Consider the following 26,289-nt stretch of genomic DNA (forward strand, 5'->3'; position numbering starts at 1 on the left):
CAATTTATTTCTCAAAAATCACTCATTATATAAGCTATCTTTATATTTATTCATATACGTTATTTTTTGTGGTTCTGATAACATATTTATTGCCATCCACACATTCTTTTTCATTTCTAATTTTTGCATTGGTATCTCTTTTAAAAAGGGATTACTTATAATCGCTTCCATTTCTTCATCAATTCTTTTCATAAGATTTTCTTCTGGATTATTTTTTAAATAAGTATTTTTCAATCCCCATTTTGTCATTATAAATTCATTTGTTTTATTCATAGGATTAATAATAGTAGCTTTACTAGTTAATCGTTTTTTTATTTCATCATGATAGATTTTAATTTTATATCCTTCTTTTAGTGGAATGGTATCTTTTACAATCGTTACATTTGTCCCTTCCATTTCCTTCGTATAAATTTTTTCACCTTTCTCATTAAACAACTCTATTGATGCATATTTTTCACCTACATAATAGCTATGAGGCGTTTTAGTAGTAACCGTAAAAACAGCTCGCTTTTGCTCTAAGTCTGTATTTAATTCGGCAAACTGATCATCTCCTAATCCTAGGAATTGAATCGTTTCATTTACCAAATTGCTCACTTTCATTTCGTTAACATCAATCGTTAGGCTATTATCCTTTTCCTTTACATAGGTATAATACGAACTAAAATGGTACATACTATCCGTTTTCCCACCTGAAATCTCAACTGTATAAACTCCATTTGGTACGTCTTGTAAATTAATATCTGTTGTTTCAATTGTTTTCTCTTGAATAACTGTATTCCCTTCTTTTAATTTAATCTTTCCTCCTTTCAATGTATCTATTTCATTTATATTTAAATGGATATGCAAATTCCCTTTTAACCCAAGTGAAGCAATTTGCTGATTCGTAACTATTTCAAAGTTAGAGTTTATCGGAATATCAGGATCAACTAGAGCCCTCGCCTTAGCTAATTGTGATTCAGGCACTATATACGCTAAAGAAGTAACTGCCGGATAACCTTTCGCTCTATTCATCTCTATTTGTTTATGATTAAGCTTAAAGCCCCATCTTTCAAAAACAGGTGTAAAATCAACTTGTACATTTTCGCTATAATACTGATTCATTAAATCTGGTAAAGAATGGTCACCTTTTTTAAAAGCAGCATTGCTAGCTAGTTTTCGATAACCTTGATACATTTTTGCAAAAGCTTCATTACCAGCTTTTTGTTTCGCCATCGTTAAAAGAATAAGTTTTTGTCGTAAATCTAAGTCATCATAATTTTTATTTTCTTTCATTAAAGCATTGTATAAATTCCGTTCTACCTGTTCCTTCTTCCCAAAATTAAATAACCAACCAACTTGATCTGCTTTTTTGCCGTATTTACTATATTGATATTGAACACCAAATAGATTATTAGAAACTTCTCCTGTAAATATTCCTTGATTATCAAAACCTGCTTGATATCCATGAGCGATTTCATGTAAGGTTCCCCAACTTAGTTTATCTAACCACATCTTTGTACTATCTGTACTATTCGCTGTCCAATTTGCGCCATAATAGGCACCGCCAGCACCGGATATATCTGCTTTTAAGAAATAACGATTTTGACTTTTTTTATTTTCAACCGTTGAGCCATCTAAACCAATAATGGAATCATACATCGCAAAAATATCTTCATAATATGCAATTAACTCATCCAACGATTGAAAATCTTTTAAAGATCTTACTAACTCTTTATCTTTTTTAGGTATAAATAATTGGAAACTCTCCCCTTGAATTAATGCATACTCCCCATCAAATTGATCCCATGTACTAAAAAATTGAGATACACTTCCTTTTGATTTATAAACTGGAAGAGGTTTAGTAGCACTTTTACTCTCTACTTGGTACTCAAGTAGGGCAGGCTCTTCACCATACGGAGTATCTATGAAAGGAACTAAAGGCGTATCACCTTGGATCGTAACCCATTCATTTCCTACTTGTATGGATTTTTCATTTTTTGAGTCATTAGACAATAAACGTACTGTTAATTTGTCTTTAAAATTAGGATTCGTTTGTCTTACCTTTAATGGTGTATTTCTCTGCAAAATAAATCCTAAATCTTGTCGATCATGATATTTCCCCTTACTTATGCCAGCCTGAAATATCCACGTAGGCTCTTCTAAACTAGTAATTTCTTTTACATTTGTTCGTTCGTCAGCATGTAAGTGTATATTTCCTATGAGGAAAAACATTGTATACATGATGCCTATAACAAGTAGCCTCTTCATTTACATATCTCCTTTTCTATTTTTTATATACAAAATACAATAAAACCCTCCTTCTTCACTTATAACTGTCGTCAGTAAGTTACTTATCAGTGTAATTATTATAGTTACATTAACTCGTGATTATCAATCATTATATGTATGTAATTTTGCATATATAAATAATTAGCATTAACTATTTAAATATCATACAATTTCACACTTTTATTTCTTCTCTTTCAGACATGAATTAAAAAACACGAAGACTTAAAAGTCTTCGTGTTTTTTGAAATATACATATTGTTACACCTGTCATTGAATTCATAACTAGAATCTTTTTACTCATAAAAAAGTCAATTTTCTTCTGGATAATATCCATACCTAAACTTTTTAAATTTATTAATTCTATGTCTTGGCTCTATTTGATTTTCTAGTTAAATCCTTACATGTCTTTCTTTATAATATCTCCTAACTCCGTCCAATTTGTAATACGCGGGATATTGAGATGTTGATTGTAAGAAGTAGTTTTTGCATACACATTTATCGGTTTTCCTATTAATGTTTCTAAGACAGCCGGCTTATCATCAAAGAAATAGTTTAAGTTTATTTCTTGTATAAAGTGTATTTTTTCTTCATCCTTCATTCCATAGAAAAAGCGATCTTCCTGTACTGGAAATCCTTTTTCTATTAACCATTTTTTCGTTTGCTCTCCATGCTCTTTAGGTCGCGCTGTTATATAGTATATTTCATGTCCCTGTCTTTCTAATTCTTGCAATGTCTCTACTGCATGCGGAAACGGTGAACAAGAAGTATAATAAATCTCATCCAGCAAACTATTCCACATATGATTGCCTTCCTCCGAAGTCATACCAAATGCTTCATGAATTTCAATTGTTTTTAAAGAATGAAATACATCCAATCCTACTTTTTTGTTTAATTTTTTATTATATAAATGAAAAGCATGCTGCCTTAAATCAATTAACGTATCATCAATATCAAATCCAAACTTCACTCTTGATCGCTCCTTTCTGCAATCCATTTATCAGAAAATATAAGTAGTTTTTATTCTCCTTATTTTTCACCTTTCCGATATTCTGGGTAACCAATAAATCTATAATCTTTTCCAACCTGGGTAAATGATATATCCTTAAATTCAATTGCATCTTGCATTTTAGTAATACCAGCCCCCTCTACAAAGCTAGGCGCCATTCTACCCCCAATCATTTTAGGTGCAATATATAAAATAAGTTTATCTATTAATTTATTTTCAATAAACGAAGCATTTACCTCTCCACCACCTTCAATAAGCAGGGAGGAAACTCCTTTTCCCCCTAAAACATCAAGCATTTCATATAAGTTTATATGCTTTTCTCCGCTAGTAACAAATATTTTGACTCCTGCATTTTCTAATGCTTTCTTTTTTTCCGCTGCATGATTACTTGTTGTAAATATCCAGGTAGGAGCTTCTCCATCTGTAACAACGTTAGCTTCCCTTGGTATGCGTAATGTTGAGTCCAATATTACTCGAATTGGATTTCGCCCATTTGGAATACGCGTTGTCAATGATGGATTATCCTTTTGTACAGTATTTGCTCCTACTAAAATGGCTGCATTTTCATTTCGTATTTGGTGTACTTCCTGTCTCGCTTCTGTAGATGTGATCCACTTACTATCCGATAAAGAAGTAGCAATTTTCCCATCTAATGTAACACCCGATTTAATCGTTATAAATGGGCGCTTTGTCAAAATATATTTATTAAAGACTTCATTCATCTTTTTAGATTCTTCTTCACACACTCCTACAAGCACTTCAATACCAGCATCTTGCAGAATTTTAATTCCACGTCCAGAAACAAGTGGATTTGGATCAAGTGTAGCAACTACTACCTTCTTAATTCCTGCTTGTACAATTGCTTCTGCACAAGGGCCTGTTCTTCCATGATGAGAACAAGGTTCAAGAGTTACATAGATTGTACCACCACGCGCCTGTTCTCCCGCCATACGTATCGCATGTATTTCAGCATGTGGTTCTCCAGCCTTCATATGTGCTCCAATCCCTACAATTCGGTTATCATTTACAATTACAGATCCAACCAGTGGATTTGGAGTCGTTTGTCCCTTCATAGCCTTGGCATTTTCTAGTGCTAACTTCATATACAATTCATGCTCAAGCATGTAAGTGTCCCCCTTCAAAATGTCCAGAACGTTGAATCTTCGTTTGCAAATATTTCTCATTAAACTCTGAGACATCACCCCATAACGGTTCACGACTCGTAACATTTAATCCAGCTTTTTGTAACGCTTCTAATTTTTTCGGATTATTTGTAATAAGTTTTACAGGTTTTGAGCGTAGTGCTTTTAATACTTCAATTGTATCATCATAGTTTCGAACATCATCTTCAAAACCCAAGTTTAGATTAGCTTCTACTGTATCTAACCCATTTTCTTGTAAGAGGTACGTCATCGCTTTACTAAACAAGCCAATTCCTCTTCCTTCATGATTCGCTAAGTAAAATAAAGCACCTGAACCATGTTCTGTAATCATGTGTAAAGACTGCTTTAATTGGAATCCACAGTCACAACGTTTACTACCAAAAATATCACCCGTGTGACAAATACTATGCATACGAATTAGAGCATCTTCAGAATTCTCAAAATCACCATATACAAGCACACTAGATTGCTGCATGTCAGCTAAATTAATAGATGAAAGTTTTTCAATAATCCCTTCTACACTATTTGTACCCTCACTACATTGTAACCAAGAATACCATTGGAAAACTTTAGTCTCCCCATATAAATTAATTGGCAATTTGATAGGACCTACTAAATAAATATCCTTTCCATCTTGATGTATAAATTGAATTTTATCTTCTAACATATGAATTGTATCTGTTGTAACCATTAGGTACCTCCTAGTATAGAGAATCTCTAAAAATCCTCTTCCATCGTTATATTTTTTATTGTTTAACTTACACAACGTAAGTGTTTTTACAGATGATATTCTTTTTTCTCTCAGCTTATATGCAATATGTATCATCACAACTTTGGCTATTTAAAGAAAAGAACTTTAGTTACATAAAACTACTTAGTTACTTTATGTAAGTGAGTATACATTTGTAATTAATTTACGTCAAGTAATTAATTATAAAAACATTTGTTACTAATAGTAATATGTTATATAATTTACTTTAGGAGGTGAAGGAAAATGAAGGATTCTACATTATGCCCTCGCTTTGAAAAAGGAATGAAATTTTTTAGTCAACGATGGACAGCACTCATTATTTACCAACTTTTCTCTGGACCTCAGCGCTTTTGTACGCTTGAATCTTCTCTTCCTGTTAGCGGAAGATTACTTTCAGAAAGATTGAAAGAATTAGAACTAGAAGGAATTGTCGAACGTAAAGTCTTTCCTGAGACACCAGTTCGTATAGAATATTCTTTAACTCAAAAAGGATTTGCCTTAGAAGCTATTATTCGCGGAATAGAAGAATGGTCACAGGAATGGATAGAGCTTGAGGAATAATATAAAAGCTTTTTCGTATATAGTTTTAAGTAATCAAATTACAAATACCTATGATTAAAACGCTAGTTTTTCAAGCATTTATGAAAAATTAGCGTTTTTTAATAAATAAAATGCAAGAAATAAAAAAAGGTGATCAAAACGATCACCTTTTTCCTTTAAAGATTAAAATAGTATTTCTAACGCCTTTTATTTATACATACTCGCTTAATAAAAAGAACGAAGAAACTTTTTGTAACTAAACAGTTTTATTTTCACAATACAGATAGCTTCCCCCGCTATTTGCGGACAGTAAGACCACGACTAATTAAAGTTTCACTTTATTACTTATGAAATTTCACACGCTCTTCAAGTGGTTGGAATTCTTTTTCTCCTGGTGCAGCCGTTGGATTACCAAATGGCATTTGTGCAATGAGCTTCCAATTAGCAGGAACATTCCATTCTGTTTTCACTTCATCATCAATTAATGGATTATAATGTTGTAAAGACGCCCCTAATCCCTCTGCTTCTAGCCCTGTCCACACGACTAATTGGTGCATACCTGATGCTTGGTGTGACCAAATTGGGAAGTTTTCAGCATATGCAGCAAATTTTTCTTGAAGCGATTTAACGATAGACTCATCTTCAAAGAATAGTACGGTTCCATAACCAGCTTTAAAAGAATCCATTTTTTGTTGCGTTCCTGAAAAATCTCCATCTCCAACTACTTTTCTTAATGTTTCAGTTGTAATATCCCATAATTTATTATGAGCTTCACCAAATAATACAACTACTCGCGCAGTTTGTGAATTGAAAGCTGATGGAGTATATTTTACAGCAAACTCCACAATTTCTTTAATTTTTTCATCTGATACTTGTACCTCTTTATTAATCCCATAGTAAGTACGTCTTTCTTTCAGTGCAGTATAGAAATCTTTTGTCATAATTCATTTCCTCCCAAGCTTTAATATTCTTCAAAATGATACATCTCGAAGATAATATTCGTTTAAATGAGTCCATTTTTAAATCATTGAACTCCATAACACCAATTGCCAGTCATTCTGAATCTAAACCACTGCTTATTGCTTCAGTTTACCTAAAAAAATTCTTATAGCATCATTGATACAATCTAGTGATCATTCGGTATTATTTTACCCATTCTCTATTCATGTATTCTGCTTGTTTCATATTTACACAAATATGAAAATAACCTTAAATTGATGATCAAAAAAGCCAGGTAACATGAATAACACATTACCTGGCTTTTTACATTGTAAATTCAACTAACGATGTTTAATGAATAGTAGTCAAAACTATACTTATCGCTTATTTAATAATTAACATCTCATAAGGATGTTGTTCCATAAATCTATTCTCCCATGGAATCTCTAATGACGTCCAATTTGAACCACCATCTACTGATTGATAAACCCCTTTATTACTAAATAAATAGAACGTTCCATCATTTGTTGCCTTTAATACTGGTATGATTGTGCCCTTAGGAGTTGGTAAACCTGCATTCATTTCTGTCCAAGGCTGATCTTTTTCTTTTTTATAAATATATGATTCACAATTTCCATTATTGTAATCGTGTGCTACGTGTGGATTTGACGATGTCGCAATAATAATATTTTCCGGATCATTAGGATTAACTGCCATTTGATATGCGTAATGATGCTTTAGCCCTCTACACATATAGTTCCACGTCTTACCTCCATCATTACTCTCCGCATACTCGTGACCTGGTTCTTTCAAGAATGAATCACCTAAAACCCCGTATAAGCGATTTGAAGCATTGCGATGTGATGTAAGAATGTGAATATCTTGAGGGTAGTTCCCCTCTTTTTCCTCAGTCCACGTCTTACCTCCATCTACACTTTTAATTAATCCCCCGACCTCAATCGTTGTATATATAGTTTCTGAATTATTAGCATCAATTTCAATATGTTTTACGTGGTGCGTATATGTTCTTTGAGGAAAGAACCATGATGAATATGATGGCATTTGTTGATAATCCGTTAGCAATTCAAAACTGTCTCCTCCATTTTTGGATACAAACATGGCGCTCGGTTCAGTTCCTACATATACGATCCCGTTACCGTCATCACCCTTCGCTGGAGATACAGAAACTGCTGTAATAGCTCTCATATGAATAGCATTAGCTGGGAACACTTCACCAAAAGAAGGTAAAGTTCCAATCGCTTCCCAAGAACTTCCTCCATCTTTACTTCTCCATAATCCTCTATCAAAAGTACCACAATACATTCTTTCTGGATCGTATGGATCTAAAGCTAACGCAACTGGATTCGCACCTACAAACTGTGATTGGACACTCCATGTTGAGTCTTTTTTTTCTGCAATTACAAGCTCTCTATCAAACGCTAATATGAATTTTTCCATAACTAAAATCTCCTCGTTTCATAATATATCTACTGTATTATTTAAATTTTCGCCATTACAATTTAAGAGGCGGATTTTATATGCTATAGCATATAAAAGATGAATTTTATAAGCAATATGTGATTAAAAACTTACATTATATATTTTGTTAATTTCACATCAGTACGATGAACAAGATGTCCTGTTCACTCATATAAGTCCATATGCCACCTCCAAATAACTTACAATATACATGCTATAGCATACATATTATAGAATGCATGATTACATGTCAAACTTTAATACTGTCTTAGAGTAAGTTCTCTACATAGCCAAAAGCAATTCAACAGCCCTAATATAAACGCTAATCAAACAAACAGAAACATTTTATTGAATAGAAAATAAAAAAGAGTGCAACTTTGCACTCTTTTTACTCATTCTTTAATCTTAGAAATCAAAGTTATCAGGATCTGGACCAACGCGGTGATTTTGGTTTAACGCATCGATTTTTTCCATATCTTCTTTCGTTAATTCAAAGTTAAATACATCAGCGTTTGCAATAATACGGTGTTCTTTCGTTGATTTTGGAATTGTAATTACTCCATTTTGAAGATCCCAACGTAAAATCACTTGTGCTGTTGTTTTACCGTATTTCTCTGCAATTGCCTGTAATGTTTCATTATCTAATAATTGACCTTGCATAAGTGGTGACCATGCTTCCATTTGAATACCTTGTTCTTTACAGAAAGCTTGTAATTCTTTTTGTGTTAAACGAGGATGGTATTCTACTTGGTTGATCATTGGCTTAATTTCTGCATCTTTTATTACATCTTGCAGGTGATGAATTTGGAAGTTACTTACGCCAATTGCACGTACACGCTTTTCTTTATAAAGCGTTTCTAACGCTCTCCACGTATCTTTATATTTCCCTTCTACAGGCCAGTGAACAAGATATAAATCTAAATAATCTAGTTGTAATTTTTTTAAACTCTCTTCATATGCAGCAATTGTTTCTTCGTATCCTTGATCTGCGTTCCATACTTTTGAAGTGATAAATAATTCTTCTCTTGAAATTCCAGTCGCTTCAATACCAGCGCGAATTCCTTCACCTACAGCTGCTTCATTTCCATAAATCGCAGCTGTATCGATGCTACGGTATCCTGCCTTAATTGCTGATTTAATTGCTTCTACAAGTTCTGGTCCTTCTTCTACTTTAAATACGCCTAAACCGAACCAAGGCATTTCTACTCCGTTATGCAATGTTGTTGTACTTTGTAAGTTTTTCATTATATTTTCTCTCCTTTTATTTTACTTGATCTCGTTTTTCTAATGACATGCTCCATGCTGTTAAAATAACAGCACCTACTACCATAATGCCACCTACCCAAGCCGTATGAATTAACCCTAACGAATTCGTTACCATACCGCCTAAATAAGCACCAAGAGCAATCCCAGCATTAAAAGCCGCAATATTAATTGCCGATGCAACATCGACAGCACTCGGTACAAATCGTTCAGCTAACATTACGACATATACTTGTAACCCTGGAACATTCATAAATGCGAATAATCCCATAAAAATAATTGTAATTAACCCAGCTACTTTAAATGGCGCTGTAAATGTTAAAACAAATAATATAATCGCTTGAATAAAGAACATGTAAAATAGCGCTCGAATTGGATTATGATTCGATAATTTCCCGCCAATCACATTCCCTATTGCAATAGCGATTCCATATACTAATAAAATGATCGTAACCGTATTAGCTTTAAATCCTGTTACTTCTTGTAATAACGGAGATAAATACGTAAATGTTACGAATGTTCCCCCATATCCTAATGCAGTAATGATGAAAACTAGTAACAGTCTTCCGTTTGTAATCAATTTAAACTGATCGCGGAATGATACAGACGCACCTTTTTTCATATTAGATGGAATGAGAATACTATTTGCGATTAAGGCAATAATTCCAATTACTACAATTGCTAAAAATGATGTTCTCCAGCCAAATTGTTGACCAATAAATGTTCCAATTGGTGCACCTGTAATAGTTGCGACTGTAACACCAGTAAACATAATGGCAATCGCGCTAGCACGTTTATTTTCTGGTACGAGTGCCGCAGCAATCGTTGAACCAATTGACATAAACACACCATGCGAAAGTGCAGAAACAATTCGCGCAATAAGTAATACAGTGAAACTTGTTGCTACCGCTGCGATTCCGTTACCAATAATGAAAATAATCATAATCCACATTAATAACGTTTTTCGTGACATATTAGCTGTTAATGACGTTAATACCGGAGCACCAAATGCTACTCCTAACGCATATAAAGAAACTGTTAAACCAGCTGTTGTCACCGAAACATTTAAATCTTCCGAAATAGATGGTAATAAACCGACACTAACAAATTCAGTTGTCCCAATCCCGAACGCACTAATTGCTAGCGCTAATAACGCAAATATACTTCTTCGATTCGTCTGAACTTCTGAAGACGATGCTGTATATGAATTCAATTGATTTCCCCTCTTCCCTATAATTCCTATCATAATAGTGAGATAAAAAGGCCCTTTTATCTTTCAAAACATATATTTAATCTCTACAAACGCTATTATGAATGGTTTCATTCTCTTTTTAAAGAACGCACTTTAAAGTACTATAGATACTTTTTAGTACCATAAAGCTTGTCTCTTTCCTACATGTACTATTATGAAATATATTTAACATAATGAATAGTACGCACTTTAAAGTGCTGTAGGTACTAAAAAGTAACATAGTTAATTACTAGTACCATAAAGCTTGTTTCCCTCTCACATGTGCTATTATGAATGATATTTAACATAATAAAAAGTACGTACTTTAAAGTACTATAGGTACTAAAAAGTAACATTTATATAACCTAGCTTATTTTGCTCAAAAATTGAAATCTACATTCCATGAAAAAGACTTTCAAATGAAGAAATACCCTTTCCCGTAGAGGCAACTTTAGAGGACATTACTTAAACATATTAAGGTCATGCTCATTACCACAGAGAAATAATAAAAAGGCAAAAACGAACAGAAATTTGTTCATTTTTGCCTTTTTTATTTAACAATTAAAATGTACGACTTTTGGAAAGGAAATCTTTATCGGCTCCCGTTACACCACTTTGTCCCCAGTTTCCTGGAATCATTTCACGAATAAGAATTAGCACTTTATCCAAAGGTGCATGCGTATATTTAGAGGTTACTTGTGTAAGTTCGTTTACCCACTTATCCTTTGTATCTTGATCAAATGTATTCCATATATCAATCTTAATAATAGCCATTCCATCCACGTTGCCAGACGGTGTATCGTAAGACTCTTTTGTCTCCCAATTGGACACCCTACTTTTCTCAGCAAAGGTAGCATCACTTGCTACAGCTCCAGCTTTCCCCCAATTTTCTTTCTCAAGTTCCGTAATCAACACTTGAATTTTGTCAGGGACAATTTTTAATCGTTTTATTGTAAGTTCGGTTACTTCATAAATGAATTCTTTTTTTTCTTCTGTTGACATCGTTGGCCAAGTATTTAGTTCAATTAATGGCATAGTATTGCCCCCTAAAGTTAATTAATTATTTATTCACTAGCTACAACTATTGGTTTAAATGATTTTTAACTGCCCTTACTACCAATTCGTGATCTTCTTCTGGTGGTAATCCTGATACTGTTATCATTCCAATAACCCCTACGTTTTTTATTCTGATAGGAAAACATCCACCAAATGCAGCATATTCCGAAGTATCTAAAAGATATTTTTCATTATATGAAATTCCAGTTATTTCACTTTGTATCTGCATATAATACGAGCTACGATCATGCAGGGAAACGACTCGCTTTTTACGCTCAATCCATTTCGTATTTTCCGCATTTGTCCCTGTCATCTTGAAATGAAATAATTGCACACCGTTTTTCGTTATATCAACAGCAATCAATTTCCCTTCTCGCTTTGCTGTTTCAACGATAAATAAACCTAGTTGCAACGCATCTTCATTTGTAAAAGAGGAAAATTGAAGTGTTTCCTCCTCTTTTAAAATTTGTTTACTTATTTCATTCAAATTTGAAGAACTCATATTTTTAACCTCCATAATTGTTTTATGCCACACCGACATTTTTTTGAAATTATTAGGCCATATCGTACAACCTTTTAAACAATCTGAATCTAAATAAACTGTTATAACATCATTGGTAACTAGTACCGAAAAGCTTGTTTTCTTCTTACTGGTGCTATTATGAATGATATTCAAAATTATAAAAAGTACGCACTTTAAAGTGCTATAGGTACTTTAAAGTACTATTTTACTTATCCCTATCTTACAGAGACTACTATGAAATATATTTAACATCTTAAAAATGTATGTACTAAAGAATAATATTTTTCATATCAAACTTTTTTGCTCAATAGCTGTAATTCAAGCCCATCAAATTTTTGTATAAAAACAAACGAAAAATAAAAGAACCTAGTCGATACTAGATTCTTTTCTTATCTAAAAAATACTCTTATATTTCTTTTGAGTTGTTACAAACGAATTAGAATAGAACTTCAACTAAAGGCTCATTTTAATTACAGTAAAAGATTGGTGAAACGATACATTACACCACCTAAAAATAGGAGGTAACAAAAATGAGTGAAAAAACAGCAGGCTTTTCACAAGTAAATCACGTCGGAATTACAGTAAGCAATTTAGAAAAATCTATCATTTTTTATGAAGCATTAACAGGTAAGAAAGTATCAAACATCGATGAAATTGGCGGAACAAGAATGGCGCAAACACAAGGACTTGAAGATACTCGTATTAAATATGCCAATCTACACTTAGACAATTTGAACATCGACATTCTAGAATACGTTGTCCCTAAATCAGATAAAGCATCTTACTCAAATGATCAAATTAGTGCGATGCATCTTTGTTTTGAAGTAGAAGATATCGATGCCGCTGTAGAACGTCTAAAAGCAATTGGGGTAGAACCAGATGGTGAGCCAATTGTCTTCCAAGAAGAAGACGGCTTGAAATCTGGATTTGGTACAGGAGTTGCCTACTTCCGTGATCCAGATGGTACTAATCTAGAACTAATTGCTCCAAAAGGTCCATTTAGACGTGAATAGTAAAAATAAATTAATACCGAAACAGCCACCTTATCTCTGAAAAGGTGGCTGTTTATTGCTAGAAGAAATAAAAAGGACAAACTCTCAAACGTGAGAAGTTTGTCCAAAAATAGATATTTTATATTCCACTACTTTTACACTAAAATCAAAAATCTTAAATTAGAATAATGACTTAATACTTGCTAAAACAGTAAGTACACCTACAATAATAACAAATACGTTACTCATTTTCCCTTTGTACTTAGCTAATACCGGTACTTTTTGAATCGCATACATCGGTAATAGACATAAGATAGCAGCAACTAATGGACCGCTTAGAGAATCAATAAGTCCAAGAATACTTGGATTTGTATAAGCAACAAACCAGCATGATAATACAACAAAAGTAAGGACGATTGTCTTAATTGTTTTTTCTTCAATATCTTTTCCACGTGATTTACCAAACTTAATAATCATGTCACGCATTACTTCAAATGCTCCGATATAATGGCCAAGGAAAGACTTTGTAATAGCCACAAAAGCAATGATTGGAGCTGCAATCGTGATTACAGGTGAATTAAGCTCATTCGCAAGATATGAAAGGATTGATAGGTTTTGTTCTTTTGCCATTTTTATATCATCTGGAGTCAAGCTCAATGCGCTACTCCAAACGAAGAACATAACAACAGCGAATGTCATAATATAACAAACCTTTTGTATTTGCGCACATTTCGCATCAGTGGCTTCGATTCCATACGTAGCTCTCTGTTTCACAACAAATGATGAAATCATAGGTGAATGATTAAATGAGAATACGATGATTGGTAGAATCATCAATATCGTCCCAAAATAGCCTGTTCCTGTTGAAGCAGTTGAAACAGCTGAAAAACTAAGCATTGACGTATTCCACTGTGGAATTAAAGATATTGCGATAAACAGTAGAGAAACGATGAAAGGATACACTAACATACTCATTACCTTTACAGTAATATCTTGACCAAAATTTAGTATAGCGATAAGACCAAGAACTAATACAAGTGATAAAATTGCTCTTGGAGGTTCTGGCATGTGCAATTGATGCACGATAAAACTACTTGCGGTGTTTGTAAGCGCAACCGAATACATTAGTACGATTGTATAAATTGAACCGAAATATACGATGTTAAAAATGATACTCGCTTTATTTCCGAAATACTCTCTAATTGTACCTGTGATCCCCTCATCAGCAGAATTAGAAGCGTATATCATTTTAGCAAGTGCCCTATGTGAGTAGTACATAACTGGATATGCAAGCAATGTAATTAGTAGTAAAGATAATAAACCACCTGAACCTGCATTAATCGGTAAAAAGAGCACCCCTGCTCCAATTGCAGTTCCAAATAGACTGAGTGCCCATGTAGTATCCTGCTTATGCCACTTTTTCGGATCTGCATATTGCTCATTTTTTAGTGCGGTATTTTCAGCTTGAACTTCTATTTTCTTTGCAGTATTCCCGTTCATATAATAGCTCCCCCTTGTATCTATTCCTGCCTCTCTCTTAATAGCTACCGAATATTTTCCTTTTTGGGAAAATGAATTCCTTACAAGTTGCCCCACATTGTATGTCCTTCATCATAATGAAACCAAATTGAAACATTCGCTAGTTAGCGTCCTAATATAATTGTTAGCGTTCACAAAAAAGTTTACTCGTAATATCCGCTCTTTATATAAAGACCCCTTAAAAGAACAATATGGAATAGACTTCATAAATACGTTGCAACATTTCTAATAACAGTGTATTACTTTAATGGTTTCTCTTTTTTACTTTTAACAGTAATTTTAGCTAAACCAGCCTCTCTTCATTTGCGAGGCATTTCTTTCTCAATTCTATACATTACTTTCATAACTTCGGTAGCACTGATGATATTGCTTACACAAGCCACTGAAGTACTTTACATACATTTCGCCTCTAATCACACACCTTTCTTACTAATAATCGCATTTTTTATATTTTCTCCAGAGATAATAAAATTTCTCTCGACGCCCTCATTATAACGTGTATATTTATAAAATTAATATTTTTATATTTTCAGAAATATTAACCGGATATAATTTTACATGGATAACATTTTACAGTTCGCATGCAACCCTTGTTCCTATCGCTTAAAACTGAATGAATTAGCATAAAACACAGTCATATATTATTTATCCAATTTACTCATTATAAAGATACTTATATTCTCCTTTGTCAAAAAAAATCATTTTAATTAAAAAAGATATTCTAATAAATAATTAACGTGGTTAAAAAGAAATATCTTTTTGAATATACCAACCAATTTTCAGGATATATATTATCGACATTGCATTCATATACATTTTTAGGAAGCTACCTTTTTACTTGATGGCAATAAGAGGACCGCTAACATTTTACAAAAACCTACGCTAAACGCAAAAATACAATAAGCTGCCCATATCAGGCAGCTCATTGACATAATTATCGTTATCAGGAGTGGGCAAACAAATCATTTCAAAGTCATCTTAATTCGAGTTTTTTTAACTCTTCTTCAGGAATATCTCTATGTTTGTAATGAATTGTTTTTACATCATTTCCTTTAATACGAAAAGTAATTGTGTCCTCTCCATAAGGGGGATTGTGTGCCCCCTCAAAGGTTTGAATTTGAACAGTTACATAGAAAATAGAATTTACTTCGTCTTTTTTTATTTCAAGTATTTTTTCAGAACCTCGATACCAAAGTTTTGGTTCCTTATAATAGTTTTCAACTTCTTTACTTATCGGCTCTAATAAGAGATTAATGACCACTTCTTTTAAAAATTGTTTTGGTACAGGTATTCTGTTAATTTCCTTCCTTTTTACATCTATAATTCTCCAAAAATCACCACTCTTTTCAACAGTATACAGAACATTCGTACCATCTGCTTTCCAAAGATGAAAATAACCTTTATTTCCCTTAATATATAATCTTGGTTCATCAATCCACTCACCTTCTGTTTGAATTATCCCTAAAAACAGTTGAGTAAGTGGCGTTATCTTATAACCTAATTGATTAAAATCACCAAACGAATAAAGTTCATAACCGGTTAAATTTATGTCAAAGCTTTGATTTCTATTATTTTCTATTTTTACAATTGCTTGAGCGGAAATACAGGGTAATACAAAACTCAGAAAACATATGATGCTAATTATTTTTATTTTCATACCATCAATCACCTCTTTTATTAAAGTGCGACAAAAGAAATGATATTATTGCTTATTGCACGATTCAAACTATTAAAAGCCAATAATGTAATCTTTAAACTCCCTCGTTAACTAGCTCTTTTATCGAGTTTAATTTTGAAGAAAGCTCCATAAACCATTCTTCGTCTCCTGTTAATAATGCAAGGTCTATCAGATAAAGGATTTGCTCCTTATTAATTACCTTTGATTCAGGAAGTTTGTTAACATGTTTACTAAAGAGTAAAATCGCTTCGTTTATTGTGTACTTGTCGTCACGTTTCACAATACTAACTGTAACTACATCTTCCACTTCATCAAGTGATACAATGTAACCAACTATGAATTCACCCTCATTTGATATTCCACGAACCCAATCTCCTACTTTTAAAACTTGATTATTATTTGACATCATACTTTTTCACCTTCTTATAAATATTTTTTGTGGCGATAAAAAAGAAATAAAAACGAAATCAAACTGTAATATTTTCTATTACATTTAAATAGTAAGAACTTACGTCTCTATATAACAAGTAAGTCGCTTAACGTTCTTGATTGATAAGATCAACAACTTCTTTCATTGTATAGTTCTTTAAATATTCACCTAAATGTTCTTCCGCACCTAAGAAAATAGTAAACAGCACTTTTCGCATGTTTGAACCTACAATGCACTGATCATTTGATTCTGGGCACTTAGGCTGCAACGCACCTTCAGAGGTTATTTGATAAATATGCCAAAGATTAACTTCATCTAAATCTCGGGCGAAAATAAAACCGCCACCAGTCCCCTCTTTCGATTGTATAAACTTATGTTTTTTTAATAAACTTAGTACTTTGCGAATACGTACTGGGTGAACACCTGCACTTTCTGAAATCGCATTACTTGTTGACATCCGGTCTGGCTGTAAAGCTAAATAAGTTAAACTGTGTATGGCCAAAGTAAAGTCGCTGCTCATTGTTTTCCTCCTACGATCAAAAATATTGTTTCTCCTATATTAACATACTGTAGCCATAAATATTACAGATAGGTTAGCCAAACGTTAAAATATATAAGAACCACTCTTAGCATAAAGAAATAGATTCCATAACTTCATTGAGCTTTTTAAGTTAAACATACATTTAAAGACTCCATTGTTTCTTCACTTGTTCTTCTGCCAATTGTTTAATTTTTGTCCATATCGTATCTTTGCTTACAATAACATTTGTTTGATAATTTCTATCGTTATAATTGACTGTAACACATACTTCTATCATTTCCTGCTTCCTCCTTTCAAACAAATTTCTTATCTATATTTAAGTCCTGAAAAGTCTTGGGTTTAGTTATAATCTCTAACCTATAACTTCATTTTTTTGATAATCATATTTAAAAATCCCACTGTTTTTTGACTTGTTCTTCTGCCAATTGTTTAATTTTTGTCCACACCGTATCTTTGCTTACAATAACATTTGTTTGATAGTTTCTATCTTTATAATTCACTGTAACGCATACTTCTATCACCTTCAGTTTCCTCCTTTCAAAAAATTTCTCTCTCATACCATTACTTATTAATTAGCCAACTTTTGCAGTTCAATATTTAAAAATGTTCGAACGCTACGTGGTAAAAATTTACGAATTTCTTCGTCATTAAAACCAATCTGTAATCTTTTCTCGTCCAGCATAATTGGGCGACGCAACATTAGCGGATGCTCAATTATTAATTTATAAAATTCATTTAGCGAAAGCTCATCTATATTTATATTTAAGTCTTGAAAAGTTTTGGATCTAGTTGAAATAATTTCAGTAGCACCCTCTTCAGTTAAACGAAGAATGGACTTAAGTTCATCCACTGTCATAGAATTGGATACGATATTTTTTTCAGTATAATCAATTTGATTCTCCTCCAGCCATGCTTTCGCTTTTCGACATGAAGCACAGCTTGCTGTTGTATATAAAACCACCATATTTCACTCACTCCTTTAATGTTCTTTATAAAATGTACACTTTAAATATCGTTTGTTGAAATGTATTAAAAAAAATTACAGTTTAGAATCAAATTCACGTAATGTTAGTTATTCCGCAATGTTTCGTTTATTTTTTACTACTCGGTTCTTTGCATACTTCTTTTATAAAATAGTTGAAACTACATTTTACAGATGATGACAACTCACTTCTTAAATCTATACTGTAATTTTAAACCTTACAGTTCTATTAATCAAATGTTAAGTCTTGGATTAATTAATCATTTTTTGTGAATGTCCCCATAGTGTTATGCCGACCCGTTCCAAATGCACTTCAAAGTACATTTTATTCATTTCTTACTTACATGTGTTAGTATGAACGATATTTCGCATAATAAAAAGTACGTACTTTAAAGTGTTATAGGTACTAAAAGGTAACATATAAACTTTCTAGTGCAGTTCTACATCGGTTATTATGAACGATATTTCGCACAATAAATAGTGCGCACTTTAAAGTGTTATAGGCACTAAAAAGAAATAATTTTATTATTAAAGCGTATCTAGGTCCAAAACTGTAATCTACATTCATCAAAGGGGTTTTTTATGAAGACATACAATATTCCTGTAGAAGCGACTTTAGAAGTTATTGGCGGAAAGTGGAAGGTTGTTATTCTTTGCCATTTAAAGAAAGGCACAAAAAGAACGAGTGAATTAAAACGTTTAATGCCTGGTATTACACAAAAAATGTTAACACAACAATTACGGGAACTAGAAGAAGATGGTGTAATCCAAAGGAAAGTATATGACCAAGTGCCACCGAAAGTAGAGTACTCTTTAACGGATTACGGTTCGTCATTAGGAGCTATACTCGATTCCCTCTGTTCCTGGGGAGAAGTTCATCTTGAAAAAAACGGTAACACATCCATGCTGATTACAGCAGATGAATAATAGCTGTTCCTACTATATTGAAAACAGAAAATAGGTTGAGGCAATACGTGCCCCAACCTATTTTTTATACCTCTTTATAACTTTTTGCAGTAATAACTGTTTCGAATTCAAAGGTTTCCGGCAAGTGATCGGCATAAGAGTATTCAAAAGTGCGTCCATCCGTTAAGTAGGCCACCTGTTCCACTCTCATTAGGAAATCTTGATTTGTTAAGTTCATAAACTGCTTTTCTTTATCATCCGGGCGAATTCCTTTAACCCTAACAACGGATGTTCCCACTTGAAGACCTAGTTTATTTTGAATGTGGGAGTAGATTGATTCCTCTAAAACAGAAACCTCAACACCTGGAATGACCGAAATCGGCATCCATGTATGCTCCATAATCGTTGGAATACTGTGAATGATGCGGAGGCGGATGATTTTATATACAAAATCCCCTACTGAAATACCCAATTTTTCAGCAATGACTTCATCGGCACCGACAATCGTAAACTCAATAATTTTACTTTCTACCTCACTGCCATAAACAGCTTTTGTACCTGTTAAAGTTTGAATCATTCGTGCTTTTTCCTGTTGACGCCAATCTTGAACGACCGTTCCACTTCCGCGCCGGCGAATGATGTAGCCGTCTCTAACTAACAGATCCAGCGCTTTTTTTATAGTAAGGACAGAAACATCAAATTCTTCAGCGAGGACGGGGCTACTTGGAATTTTTTCGTTAATCTTATATTCGCCGTCTAAAATTTGCTGTTTCATTTTTTGATAAATGCCGAGGTATTTTACTTGTGTGGATCCGCTTGCCATTTCCATACCTCCTTTATGCTGTATTCCCTCTTCTATTCATTTAAGTTTAAAGCCTCAAGTTTGTAAACGGAAGGTGATGGCGCAGCAAATCCGTTTTCTAAGATTTCAATATTCGTTATCGCTTCTTCATCTTTCACAAGTTTTGGTGCACCATTCACGATTGTTTCATACGCTGCATCATAAAAACGACCGTAATCACCAAGTGGCGTTTTAATTTGTTTTTCAATCCAATCACCGTTTGCATTGCGATATTTCGCAATTCCATAGTACATTGGTGAATCTTCACCAAATCCTGCACTCTCAGGCATAATACCCGCTTTCAAATCATTTTCCTGCTGATCTTCACCATATTTAATAAACGATCCATTTGTTCCATGAACGATAAAGCGCGGATAATCTTTCGCTACAACATGGTTCGTTTTCAGTTTAATTTTCAACTTATTTCCGTAATGTAGACCAACATCGAAATAATTATCAACCGCACCTTTCACTTCATTATTACGAATATCGTATGTCACTGTATCTGGACGGCCAAATAGTGAAATCATACGGTCCATCGTATGAATACCTAAACTATAAAATGAACCTTCTTCTTTCGGACCTTCGTGAGTGATTGAACCCGGACGGAAATAATCAATATGTGATTCAACCTCAACAATATCACCAAGGAATCCTTGTTCCACAACTTGCTTCACTGCTAAGAAATCACCATCAAAACGGCGGTTTTGATAAGGCATAACTACTACACCTTTTTCTCGTCCTAAAGCTAATAATTCTTTCGCATGTTCCACTGTATCGCAAAATGGTTTTTCAACGATAACTGATTTTCCAGCAAGTATAACTTTTTTCGCTAATTCGTAATGCGTATGTGCTGGCGTACAGATTGTCACTACTTGGATTTCTTTATCATTCAACAATTCGTTCAAATCAGTAGTGAAACTAACACCTTTTTCCTTATATGGAGCCGCTAATTCTTCATTAATTTGGCGAGCAAAAATCGTTTTTACTTTTATATTTTTACGTATATTCACATACGGTAAGTGATAGCGGTTAGCTGATTTTCCAAATCCAATAAAGCCCATTGTTAATGTCATATTATTCAACTTCCTTGCTCATAAATTTTTGATTCTATATTTATTATATATTTTTATCATTAAAAGTATATAGTTTTGTTTTTAAAATTATATATAAAAAAGTCGAGATGGAAATCATTTTCTGATTCCGATCTCGACTTTAAGTTATAGACTTATGTCCTACCATCATTTTATTTACACTCGATGAGTAGTTACAGAGCTGCTTCATTACATGCTCTTATTCATACATATAAGAACGTGTCATCGGAATTGTATCGTTAATACCTTTTGTAAATACAAATTGATGTAAATCAATATTACCTGTAAAGAACGAAGCTGCACATGCATTTAAATATAAGCGCCACATACGAATGAATCGCTCATCTTTCGTTTTGCGAACTTCCTCCAGTACGTTTTCAAAATTTCGAGCCCAATGCTGTAATGTTTTCCCGTAATGTCTACGTAAGCTTTCCACATCAACAATGTAAAATTGTTCGTTTGTCATGTTCGTGATTAATTCGTTCACAGCAGGAACATATCCGCCAGGGAATATATATTTTTCAATCCAACCATTCGTAGCACCACCATTGGCCGGAGAAGTAATACAATGAAGTAGCGAAATCCCACCATCATTTAGTAGTGCATTCACTGTCTCAAAGTATTGTGTAATGTTGTCTTTTCCTACATGTTCAATCATACCTACACTAACAATTTTATCAAATTTACGATTCTTAATATCACGGTAATCAAGTAAAGATACTTCAACTAAATCCGTAAGTCCCTCTTGTTTAATTCGTTCGGAAGTCTTAGCATATTGTTCCTCACTTAACGTTACTCCCATCGCTTTCACACCGTACTGCTTAGCGGCTGCTGTAATGAGCTCACCCCACCCGCAACCAATATCTAATAGCGTATCACCTTTTTGAAGGTTCAACTTTTTCAAAATATGATTCACTTTATTATGCTGAGCTGTCGTTAAAGAATCTTGCTCATTTTGGAAATACGCACAAGAATACGTCATTGTTTCATCTAGCCATAATTTATAGAAATCGTTCCCAATATCATAATGATGAGCAATATCATCTTTATTTTTTTGTTTTGAGAAATTCCATTTACTTTTGAAATATTGCAACTTACTATCACCTAAAAAGCTATCCTGCCTTTTATAAATAGATTGAATTGCTTTTTCAAGGTTACCCTCTATTTCAAGATCTCCATTCATATATGCTTCACCGAATGCGATAGAAGGATCCTTAGCAATCTCTTTTTTTGAAAGCGGCTTATGAAATGTTACATGGAATTGAGGTTCCCCTTCTCCATATTGTATTGTTTCTCCATTCCAAAGTGTAATTTGAACTGGATCTGAAAAAAGATTTTTAAGTATTTTTTTATAAAAAAGTTCTTCAACCATATAAACATCTCCTACTAAAGAAATTGAACAAAAGACTATACTAGTTAATAAGTCTTTTTGAACATAGCTTAAAACCGTTATGACTTCTTGCTACGAGTGTCATTATAAAACGGTTATATTATGAAGCATAGTACGTACTTTAAAGTGATGAAGGCACTTTTAAGTACCTATGAAAACTTTAATCCATTATTCATCACGGCTAAAACAGTTGTTAATATGGTATAGATCCTTACTTTCTAAATTTTTATACTAAAAAACACCACCTCATCAATAGGTGGCGTTTCAATATTACATATATAGATTTCACTTAACTTTACTATTTTTTCTATCTATGCATCGTTCTCCCCATACGGTCAATTGATTTAATACATTTTGCAAAGACCACCCATAATCAGTTAAGGAGTATTCTACTCGGGGTGGAATTTCTTTATAGATTTCACGTGTAATCACACCATCATCTTCTAGCTCACGTAATTGTTGCGTCAACATTCTAACAGAAATTTCAGGAATTAGACGCTGCAACTCGCTCGTTCGCTTCGTTCCTTTCGTTAAGTGACATAAAATGACGACTTTCCACTTTCCCCCGATAATTTCTAAAGTTGCTTCTATCGGTATATTGTATTGTTTCACACAATCTCCCTCCTTTTTTCTAAATTTCTTCTCTATTGTTACGTAAAAACAAATAATTTTCTATACGGCACATTTTAGTTCCTACAGCACAAAAAAGTACCCATATTACCAAAAAGTAATTATGCCGTTTAAAAATATTCCTATATACAAAAAGAAAAACGAACGTATTCTCGTTCGTTTTTTTCTTGTTTATTCTGCTGTAATAAGCATAGACGTGTTGCCATTCTTTTCAAGATGATGTTCTCCCCAGTTACAAAGAGAATCGAGTATAGCATCTAAAGAATGACCGTATTCCGTTAACGAATACTCTACTTTTGGCGGCACTTGGTTATACACTTTTCTCTCGATTACACCATCTTCTTCTAATTCACGTAATTGCTGTGTTAACATCTTTTGTGTAATACCAGACATTAATTGTTTTAATTCGCACGTTCTCTTTTTATCTTTCTTTAAATGACAAAGGATCACTACTTTCCACTTCCCACCGATAACCTGTAAAGTCGCCTCTACAGGAATATTATATGTTTTCATATAAAAATCTCCTTTAATAATGTGATAAGGCAAGTAAGCTAAAGATTTAAATATTACTTTTAAGTATCTATAGCACCTTAAAGTACGTACTTTTTATCCTATTAAACATGTTTCATAATAGCATACGTAAACAGCAGATGAGTAGTACGGTACCAAAAAGTACCTGTATTACTTTTTAGTATCTATATCACTTTAAAGTACGTACTTTTCATTATGTAAAATACATTTCATAATAGCATTTGTAAGAGTTGAGTGAGTCATGCAGTATTAGAAATTACATTTTTGTCCCGGTACTTTAAATTGAGTATTTTTATCATACATTTTGTCCGACGATGAAATGACATATTTTCATTTTCACATCCATTCACAATGATGAATTAATTTTCAAATACATTTTAGGAGGATATTAATAATGAGTAAATTACTAAAAGAAAAAATTGGTTTTGGTACAGCACCACTAGGAAATATGTACCGTAATATTCCAGAAGAAGAAGCAATCGCTACAGTGGATGCTGCTTGGGAGAATGGCGTTCGTTACTTTGATACAGCTCCACTTTATGGATCTGGTTTAGCAGAAATTCGTCTTGGCGAAGCACTATCAAAAAGAAATCGTGATGATTACTTTTTAAGCACAAAAGTCGGTCGAACGATTTCAGATGAACTAGAAGATCCATCTGCACGTGATTTAGGTGAAAAAGGCGGACTTTTCGAATTTGGCCGCAAAAATAAAATGATCAATGACTATAGTGCAGATGCAACACTTCGTTCTATCGAGCAAAGTTTGAAACGTTTAAAAACAGATCGTCTAGACTTTGTTTTCATTCATGATTTAGCACAAGACTTTTATGGTGATGAGTGGATTTCACAATTTGAAACAGCTCGAACAGGAGCATTCCGTGCACTAACACGTTTACGTGAAGAAGGCGTTATTAAAGGCTGGGGACTTGGAGTAAACAAAGTAGAATCAATTGAACTGATGCTTGATTTAGAAGAAGCGCAGCCAAATATATCCTTACTAGCTGGTCGTTATTCATTACTAGACCACGAGCGTGCATTGCAACGAGTAATGCCTGCAGCTGTTAAGCATAATATGGATATTGTTGTTGGTGGCCCATATAGCTCAGGTATTCTTGCTGGAGGTGCTCACTTCGAATATCAAAAAGCATCACCAGAAATCATTGCAAAAGTTGAGAAAATCAAAGCTCTTGCAGATCGTCACGAAATCAGTATCAAAGCTGCTGCATTACAATTTTCACTAGCGAATCCAGCAGTTGCTGCCGTTGTTCCTGGTGCAAGTAAACCGGAACGAATTGTAGAAGACCAAAACGCCTTAAATACAGTAATTCCAGCAGCATTCTGGGAAGAAATGCGTGAACAAAAACTAGTAGCACCTAATGCACCACTACCAATCAACGTAAAATAAATTGAAACCTTAATCAGTGGGGCAATCCCCACTGATTATTTACCCGCAAATACCGGGATGAAAAGGAGCGTAATGAACATGGCACAGACTACTACATCTATGGAAATTTTCGGTTCACCTGAACAAGTATGGCAATTAATCGGAGGTTTCAACTCCCTTCCAGACTGGTTACCTTATATACCTAACAGTAAATTAACGGAAGGCGGTCGTGTACGTCACCTAGCTAATCCAGATGGTGACACGATTATAGAACGATTAGAAGTATTCAATGAGAAAGAACGATACTACACGTATTCAATCATGAATGCACCATTCCCAGTCACTAATTATCTATCTACAATCCAGGTGAAAGAAGGTACTGAAAGTAACACATCGGTAGTAGAGTGGTCTGGTACGTTCACTCCTGTTGAAGTTAGTGATGAAGAGGCAATAAACCTTTTTCATAGTATTTACAGTGATGGACTGAAAGCATTGCAACAAGCATTTCTAGATTGAGCTATTAAAAACAATGAAAAGCAAAGCGATATCGCTTTGCTTTTTTATAAAATCCCTTTTAACTTTTCACCAATTAACTTCGCTACATACTCATAGCCTTCTGATCCAAAGTGTAGCCCATCTCTTTCATCATTTTCTACAAACCTTTTATAATTCCGTTCTTGAATCATTTCAGCATACAAATTTAGAAAATAGCTTCCTGTTTCTTTCGCCACTTCCTCTACCACGTCTGCATACTGACCGAGTACTTCATTTGTTCTATTATGCTGTCTTTCTTCATCAACTGGTGCAGGACTAATCAGTAGTACTTTATCTGATGAAACTTGGTTCACAATCTTCTCTAAATTTTCTTTGTATGCTTGTAATGACCCTTGCGAAAAAGATACTGCATCATTCGTGCCAAGAAAAACTGTTACGAAATCTGGTTTATATGATATTACATCTTCTTCAATCCTATTTAATGCATCGAATGTATTATCCCCTGGAACACCCGCATTCTCTACTTTCCAGTTCGGAAACATCTCTTGCAAACGCGGTGTTAATCTCGGCGTTCCATCAAAAAACATTTCATCAGCTGTAATACTATCCCCAAAGCATACTAACGTTTTCATAAAAC

Annotated in this window: 28 protein-coding genes; 5 read left to right on the forward strand and 23 right to left on the reverse strand. The window is 33.6% G+C overall.

Annotated elements, in window-relative coordinates; translation table 11 throughout:
* Positions 1 to 18: 18 nt before the first annotated feature.
* From RCJ96_RS17980 to RCJ96_RS17995, 4 genes are all read right to left on the reverse strand, one after another.
* On the reverse strand, positions 19 to 2,247 hold the full coding sequence (locus RCJ96_RS17980) for a putative mucin/carbohydrate-binding domain-containing protein (protein WP_446699828.1): 2,229 nt from the start codon (positions 2,245 to 2,247) through the stop codon (positions 19 to 21).
* 418 nt (positions 2,248 to 2,665) lie between these two features.
* Entirely contained in the window at positions 2,666 to 3,235 is a 570-nt protein-coding gene (locus tag RCJ96_RS17985; RefSeq protein WP_242304212.1) for a 5' nucleotidase, NT5C type, read from the reverse strand.
* A 59-nt stretch (positions 3,236 to 3,294) separates the two neighbouring features.
* Complete coding sequence (ribD, locus tag RCJ96_RS17990) at positions 3,295 to 4,398, reverse strand: bifunctional diaminohydroxyphosphoribosylaminopyrimidine deaminase/5-amino-6-(5-phosphoribosylamino)uracil reductase RibD (protein ID WP_316151749.1); 1,104 nt, start codon at positions 4,396 to 4,398, stop codon at positions 3,295 to 3,297.
* On the reverse strand, positions 4,391 to 5,128 hold the full coding sequence (locus RCJ96_RS17995; protein ID WP_076868563.1) for a GTP cyclohydrolase II: 738 nt from the start codon (positions 5,126 to 5,128) through the stop codon (positions 4,391 to 4,393). The genes ribD and RCJ96_RS17995 overlap by 8 nt, the downstream gene beginning before the upstream one ends.
* Positions 5,129 to 5,431: 303 nt before the next feature.
* On the opposite strand from RCJ96_RS17995, the gene RCJ96_RS18000 reads away from it, so the two are divergent.
* Positions 5,432 to 5,749, forward strand: a complete 318-nt coding sequence (locus tag RCJ96_RS18000; protein ID WP_000655363.1) for a winged helix-turn-helix transcriptional regulator — start codon at positions 5,432 to 5,434, stop codon at positions 5,747 to 5,749.
* Positions 5,750 to 6,069: 320 nt separating this feature from the next.
* On the opposite strand, the gene RCJ96_RS18005 is transcribed toward RCJ96_RS18000, so the two are convergent.
* The 6 genes from RCJ96_RS18005 to RCJ96_RS18030 all read right to left on the reverse strand — a co-directional run bounded on the left by RCJ96_RS18005 (position 6,070) and on the right by RCJ96_RS18030 (position 12,237).
* The gene (locus tag RCJ96_RS18005; RefSeq protein ID WP_000158951.1) at positions 6,070 to 6,669 is read right to left on the reverse strand and encodes a nitroreductase family protein; all 600 of its coding nucleotides are present in this window, start codon (positions 6,667 to 6,669) and stop codon (positions 6,070 to 6,072) included.
* Between the two features lie 382 nt (positions 6,670 to 7,051).
* Complete coding sequence (locus tag RCJ96_RS18010) at positions 7,052 to 8,125, reverse strand: WD40/YVTN/BNR-like repeat-containing protein (RefSeq protein WP_074606711.1); 1,074 nt, start codon at positions 8,123 to 8,125, stop codon at positions 7,052 to 7,054.
* Positions 8,126 to 8,551: 426 nt separating this feature from the next.
* Positions 8,552 to 9,391, reverse strand: coding sequence for an aldo/keto reductase (locus RCJ96_RS18015; protein ID WP_000793586.1), 840 nt, complete (start codon positions 9,389 to 9,391; stop codon positions 8,552 to 8,554).
* Positions 9,392 to 9,407: 16 nt separating this feature from the next.
* Entirely contained in the window at positions 9,408 to 10,622 is a 1,215-nt protein-coding gene (locus RCJ96_RS18020) for an MFS transporter (RefSeq protein WP_074606713.1), read from the reverse strand.
* A 579-nt stretch (positions 10,623 to 11,201) separates the two neighbouring features.
* Positions 11,202 to 11,675: a tautomerase family protein gene (locus tag RCJ96_RS18025; protein ID WP_074606715.1), complete on the reverse strand. Its 474-nt coding sequence runs from the start codon at positions 11,673 to 11,675 to the stop codon at positions 11,202 to 11,204.
* A gap of 46 nt (positions 11,676 to 11,721) precedes the next feature.
* Positions 11,722 to 12,237, reverse strand: a complete 516-nt coding sequence (locus RCJ96_RS18030; RefSeq protein ID WP_139302722.1) for a heme-degrading domain-containing protein — start codon at positions 12,235 to 12,237, stop codon at positions 11,722 to 11,724.
* A 512-nt stretch (positions 12,238 to 12,749) separates the two neighbouring features.
* Here RCJ96_RS18030 and RCJ96_RS18035 point away from each other — a divergent pair.
* Positions 12,750 to 13,232 (forward strand): VOC family protein, encoded by a 483-nt coding sequence (locus tag RCJ96_RS18035; protein WP_074606717.1) that lies wholly within the window; start codon positions 12,750 to 12,752, stop codon positions 13,230 to 13,232.
* Between the two features lie 159 nt (positions 13,233 to 13,391).
* Here RCJ96_RS18035 and RCJ96_RS18040 read toward each other — a convergent pair whose 3' ends face one another.
* The 7 genes from RCJ96_RS18040 to spxA all read right to left on the reverse strand — a co-directional run bounded on the left by RCJ96_RS18040 (position 13,392) and on the right by spxA (position 18,363).
* A complete protein-coding gene (locus RCJ96_RS18040; RefSeq protein WP_074606719.1) occupies positions 13,392 to 14,711 on the reverse strand; it encodes an aromatic amino acid transport family protein in 1,320 nt (439 codons plus the stop codon).
* A 1,012-nt stretch (positions 14,712 to 15,723) separates the two neighbouring features.
* Complete coding sequence (locus RCJ96_RS18045) at positions 15,724 to 16,407, reverse strand: DUF3888 domain-containing protein (RefSeq protein ID WP_139302716.1); 684 nt, start codon at positions 16,405 to 16,407, stop codon at positions 15,724 to 15,726.
* A 94-nt stretch (positions 16,408 to 16,501) separates the two neighbouring features.
* Positions 16,502 to 16,837: an IDEAL domain-containing protein gene (locus RCJ96_RS18050; RefSeq protein WP_000987470.1), complete on the reverse strand. Its 336-nt coding sequence runs from the start codon at positions 16,835 to 16,837 to the stop codon at positions 16,502 to 16,504.
* 127 nt (positions 16,838 to 16,964) lie between these two features.
* Positions 16,965 to 17,378 carry an Rrf2-family transcriptional regulator SaiR gene (gene saiR / locus RCJ96_RS18055; RefSeq protein WP_000093217.1) on the reverse strand — a complete coding sequence of 138 codons (414 nt, stop codon included), beginning with the start codon at positions 17,376 to 17,378 and terminating at the stop codon, positions 16,965 to 16,967.
* A gap of 163 nt (positions 17,379 to 17,541) precedes the next feature.
* The gene (locus RCJ96_RS18060) at positions 17,542 to 17,676 is read right to left on the reverse strand and encodes a BA3454 family stress response protein (protein WP_000573531.1); all 135 of its coding nucleotides are present in this window, start codon (positions 17,674 to 17,676) and stop codon (positions 17,542 to 17,544) included.
* A gap of 109 nt (positions 17,677 to 17,785) precedes the next feature.
* Complete coding sequence (locus RCJ96_RS18065; RefSeq protein WP_000573519.1) at positions 17,786 to 17,920, reverse strand: BA3454 family stress response protein; 135 nt, start codon at positions 17,918 to 17,920, stop codon at positions 17,786 to 17,788.
* A gap of 47 nt (positions 17,921 to 17,967) precedes the next feature.
* Positions 17,968 to 18,363, reverse strand: a complete 396-nt coding sequence (spxA, locus tag RCJ96_RS18070) for a transcriptional regulator SpxA (RefSeq protein ID WP_074606723.1) — start codon at positions 18,361 to 18,363, stop codon at positions 17,968 to 17,970.
* 600 nt (positions 18,364 to 18,963) lie between these two features.
* On the opposite strand from spxA, the gene RCJ96_RS18075 reads away from it, so the two are divergent.
* A complete protein-coding gene (locus tag RCJ96_RS18075) occupies positions 18,964 to 19,308 on the forward strand; it encodes a winged helix-turn-helix transcriptional regulator (RefSeq protein WP_000860830.1) in 345 nt (114 codons plus the stop codon).
* A gap of 64 nt (positions 19,309 to 19,372) precedes the next feature.
* On the opposite strand, the gene RCJ96_RS18080 is transcribed toward RCJ96_RS18075, so the two are convergent.
* The 5 genes from RCJ96_RS18080 to RCJ96_RS18100 all read right to left on the reverse strand — a co-directional run bounded on the left by RCJ96_RS18080 (position 19,373) and on the right by RCJ96_RS18100 (position 23,755).
* On the reverse strand, positions 19,373 to 20,110 hold the full coding sequence (locus RCJ96_RS18080) for a GntR family transcriptional regulator (protein WP_000146305.1): 738 nt from the start codon (positions 20,108 to 20,110) through the stop codon (positions 19,373 to 19,375).
* Between the two features lie 32 nt (positions 20,111 to 20,142).
* Positions 20,143 to 21,204, reverse strand: coding sequence for an oxidoreductase (locus RCJ96_RS18085; protein WP_242304221.1), 1,062 nt, complete (start codon positions 21,202 to 21,204; stop codon positions 20,143 to 20,145).
* A gap of 217 nt (positions 21,205 to 21,421) precedes the next feature.
* Complete coding sequence (locus tag RCJ96_RS18090) at positions 21,422 to 22,594, reverse strand: cyclopropane-fatty-acyl-phospholipid synthase (RefSeq protein WP_000229046.1); 1,173 nt, start codon at positions 22,592 to 22,594, stop codon at positions 21,422 to 21,424.
* A 303-nt stretch (positions 22,595 to 22,897) separates the two neighbouring features.
* Positions 22,898 to 23,224 carry a winged helix-turn-helix transcriptional regulator gene (locus tag RCJ96_RS18095; RefSeq protein ID WP_000816333.1) on the reverse strand — a complete coding sequence of 109 codons (327 nt, stop codon included), beginning with the start codon at positions 23,222 to 23,224 and terminating at the stop codon, positions 22,898 to 22,900.
* 189 nt (positions 23,225 to 23,413) lie between these two features.
* Entirely contained in the window at positions 23,414 to 23,755 is a 342-nt protein-coding gene (locus RCJ96_RS18100) for a winged helix-turn-helix transcriptional regulator (protein ID WP_000860838.1), read from the reverse strand.
* A 412-nt stretch (positions 23,756 to 24,167) separates the two neighbouring features.
* Between RCJ96_RS18100 and RCJ96_RS18105 the strand changes: the two genes are divergently transcribed.
* Positions 24,168 to 25,178: an aldo/keto reductase gene (locus tag RCJ96_RS18105; protein ID WP_000040533.1), complete on the forward strand. Its 1,011-nt coding sequence runs from the start codon at positions 24,168 to 24,170 to the stop codon at positions 25,176 to 25,178.
* A gap of 78 nt (positions 25,179 to 25,256) precedes the next feature.
* Positions 25,257 to 25,673, forward strand: coding sequence for an SRPBCC family protein (locus RCJ96_RS18110; protein WP_000079489.1), 417 nt, complete (start codon positions 25,257 to 25,259; stop codon positions 25,671 to 25,673).
* 44 nt (positions 25,674 to 25,717) lie between these two features.
* Here RCJ96_RS18110 and RCJ96_RS18115 read toward each other — a convergent pair whose 3' ends face one another.
* Positions 25,718 to 26,284 carry an SGNH/GDSL hydrolase family protein gene (locus tag RCJ96_RS18115; RefSeq protein WP_316151750.1) on the reverse strand — a complete coding sequence of 189 codons (567 nt, stop codon included), beginning with the start codon at positions 26,282 to 26,284 and terminating at the stop codon, positions 25,718 to 25,720.
* Between the last annotated feature and the right edge of the window lie 5 nt (positions 26,285 to 26,289).

The sequence above is a fragment of the Bacillus sp. BSL6 genome, from assembly GCF_052928345.1.

What these genes read in the sequence shown, in the direction of transcription:
- RCJ96_RS17980 (WP_446699828.1), bottom strand. Translation starts at nt 2,247, where the DNA reads ATGAAGAGGCTACTTGTTATAGGCATCATGTATACAATGTTTTTCCTC.
- ribD (WP_316151749.1), bottom strand. Translation starts at nt 4,398, where the DNA reads ATGCTTGAGCATGAATTGTATATGAAGTTAGCACTAGAAAATGCCAAG.
- RCJ96_RS17995 (WP_076868563.1), bottom strand. Translation starts at nt 5,128, where the DNA reads ATGGTTACAACAGATACAATTCATATGTTAGAAGATAAAATTCAATTT.
- RCJ96_RS18000 (WP_000655363.1), top strand. Translation starts at nt 5,432, where the DNA reads ATGAAGGATTCTACATTATGCCCTCGCTTTGAAAAAGGAATGAAATTT.
- RCJ96_RS18005 (WP_000158951.1), bottom strand. Translation starts at nt 6,669, where the DNA reads ATGACAAAAGATTTCTATACTGCACTGAAAGAAAGACGTACTTACTAT.
- RCJ96_RS18010 (WP_074606711.1), bottom strand. Translation starts at nt 8,125, where the DNA reads ATGGAAAAATTCATATTAGCGTTTGATAGAGAGCTTGTAATTGCAGAA.
- RCJ96_RS18015 (WP_000793586.1), bottom strand. Translation starts at nt 9,391, where the DNA reads ATGAAAAACTTACAAAGTACAACAACATTGCATAACGGAGTAGAAATG.
- RCJ96_RS18025 (WP_074606715.1), bottom strand. Translation starts at nt 11,675, where the DNA reads ATGCCATTAATTGAACTAAATACTTGGCCAACGATGTCAACAGAAGAA.
- RCJ96_RS18030 (WP_139302722.1), bottom strand. Translation starts at nt 12,237, where the DNA reads ATGTCGGTGTGGCATAAAACAATTATGGAGGTTAAAAATATGAGTTCT.
- RCJ96_RS18035 (WP_074606717.1), top strand. Translation starts at nt 12,750, where the DNA reads ATGAGTGAAAAAACAGCAGGCTTTTCACAAGTAAATCACGTCGGAATT.
- RCJ96_RS18040 (WP_074606719.1), bottom strand. Translation starts at nt 14,711, where the DNA reads ATGAACGGGAATACTGCAAAGAAAATAGAAGTTCAAGCTGAAAATACC.
- RCJ96_RS18045 (WP_139302716.1), bottom strand. Translation starts at nt 16,407, where the DNA reads ATGAAAATAAAAATAATTAGCATCATATGTTTTCTGAGTTTTGTATTA.
- RCJ96_RS18050 (WP_000987470.1), bottom strand. Translation starts at nt 16,837, where the DNA reads ATGATGTCAAATAATAATCAAGTTTTAAAAGTAGGAGATTGGGTTCGT.
- saiR (WP_000093217.1), bottom strand. Translation starts at nt 17,378, where the DNA reads ATGAGCAGCGACTTTACTTTGGCCATACACAGTTTAACTTATTTAGCT.
- RCJ96_RS18060 (WP_000573531.1), bottom strand. Translation starts at nt 17,676, where the DNA reads ATGATAGAAGTATGTGTTACAGTCAATTATAACGATAGAAATTATCAA.
- spxA (WP_074606723.1), bottom strand. Translation starts at nt 18,363, where the DNA reads ATGGTGGTTTTATATACAACAGCAAGCTGTGCTTCATGTCGAAAAGCG.
- RCJ96_RS18075 (WP_000860830.1), top strand. Translation starts at nt 18,964, where the DNA reads ATGAAGACATACAATATTCCTGTAGAAGCGACTTTAGAAGTTATTGGC.
- RCJ96_RS18080 (WP_000146305.1), bottom strand. Translation starts at nt 20,110, where the DNA reads ATGGCAAGCGGATCCACACAAGTAAAATACCTCGGCATTTATCAAAAA.
- RCJ96_RS18085 (WP_242304221.1), bottom strand. Translation starts at nt 21,204, where the DNA reads ATGACATTAACAATGGGCTTTATTGGATTTGGAAAATCAGCTAACCGC.
- RCJ96_RS18090 (WP_000229046.1), bottom strand. Translation starts at nt 22,594, where the DNA reads ATGGTTGAAGAACTTTTTTATAAAAAAATACTTAAAAATCTTTTTTCA.
- RCJ96_RS18100 (WP_000860838.1), bottom strand. Translation starts at nt 23,755, where the DNA reads ATGAAAACATATAATATTCCTGTAGAGGCGACTTTACAGGTTATCGGT.
- RCJ96_RS18105 (WP_000040533.1), top strand. Translation starts at nt 24,168, where the DNA reads ATGAGTAAATTACTAAAAGAAAAAATTGGTTTTGGTACAGCACCACTA.
- RCJ96_RS18110 (WP_000079489.1), top strand. Translation starts at nt 25,257, where the DNA reads ATGGCACAGACTACTACATCTATGGAAATTTTCGGTTCACCTGAACAA.
- RCJ96_RS18115 (WP_316151750.1), bottom strand. Translation starts at nt 26,284, where the DNA reads ATGAAAACGTTAGTATGCTTTGGGGATAGTATTACAGCTGATGAAATG.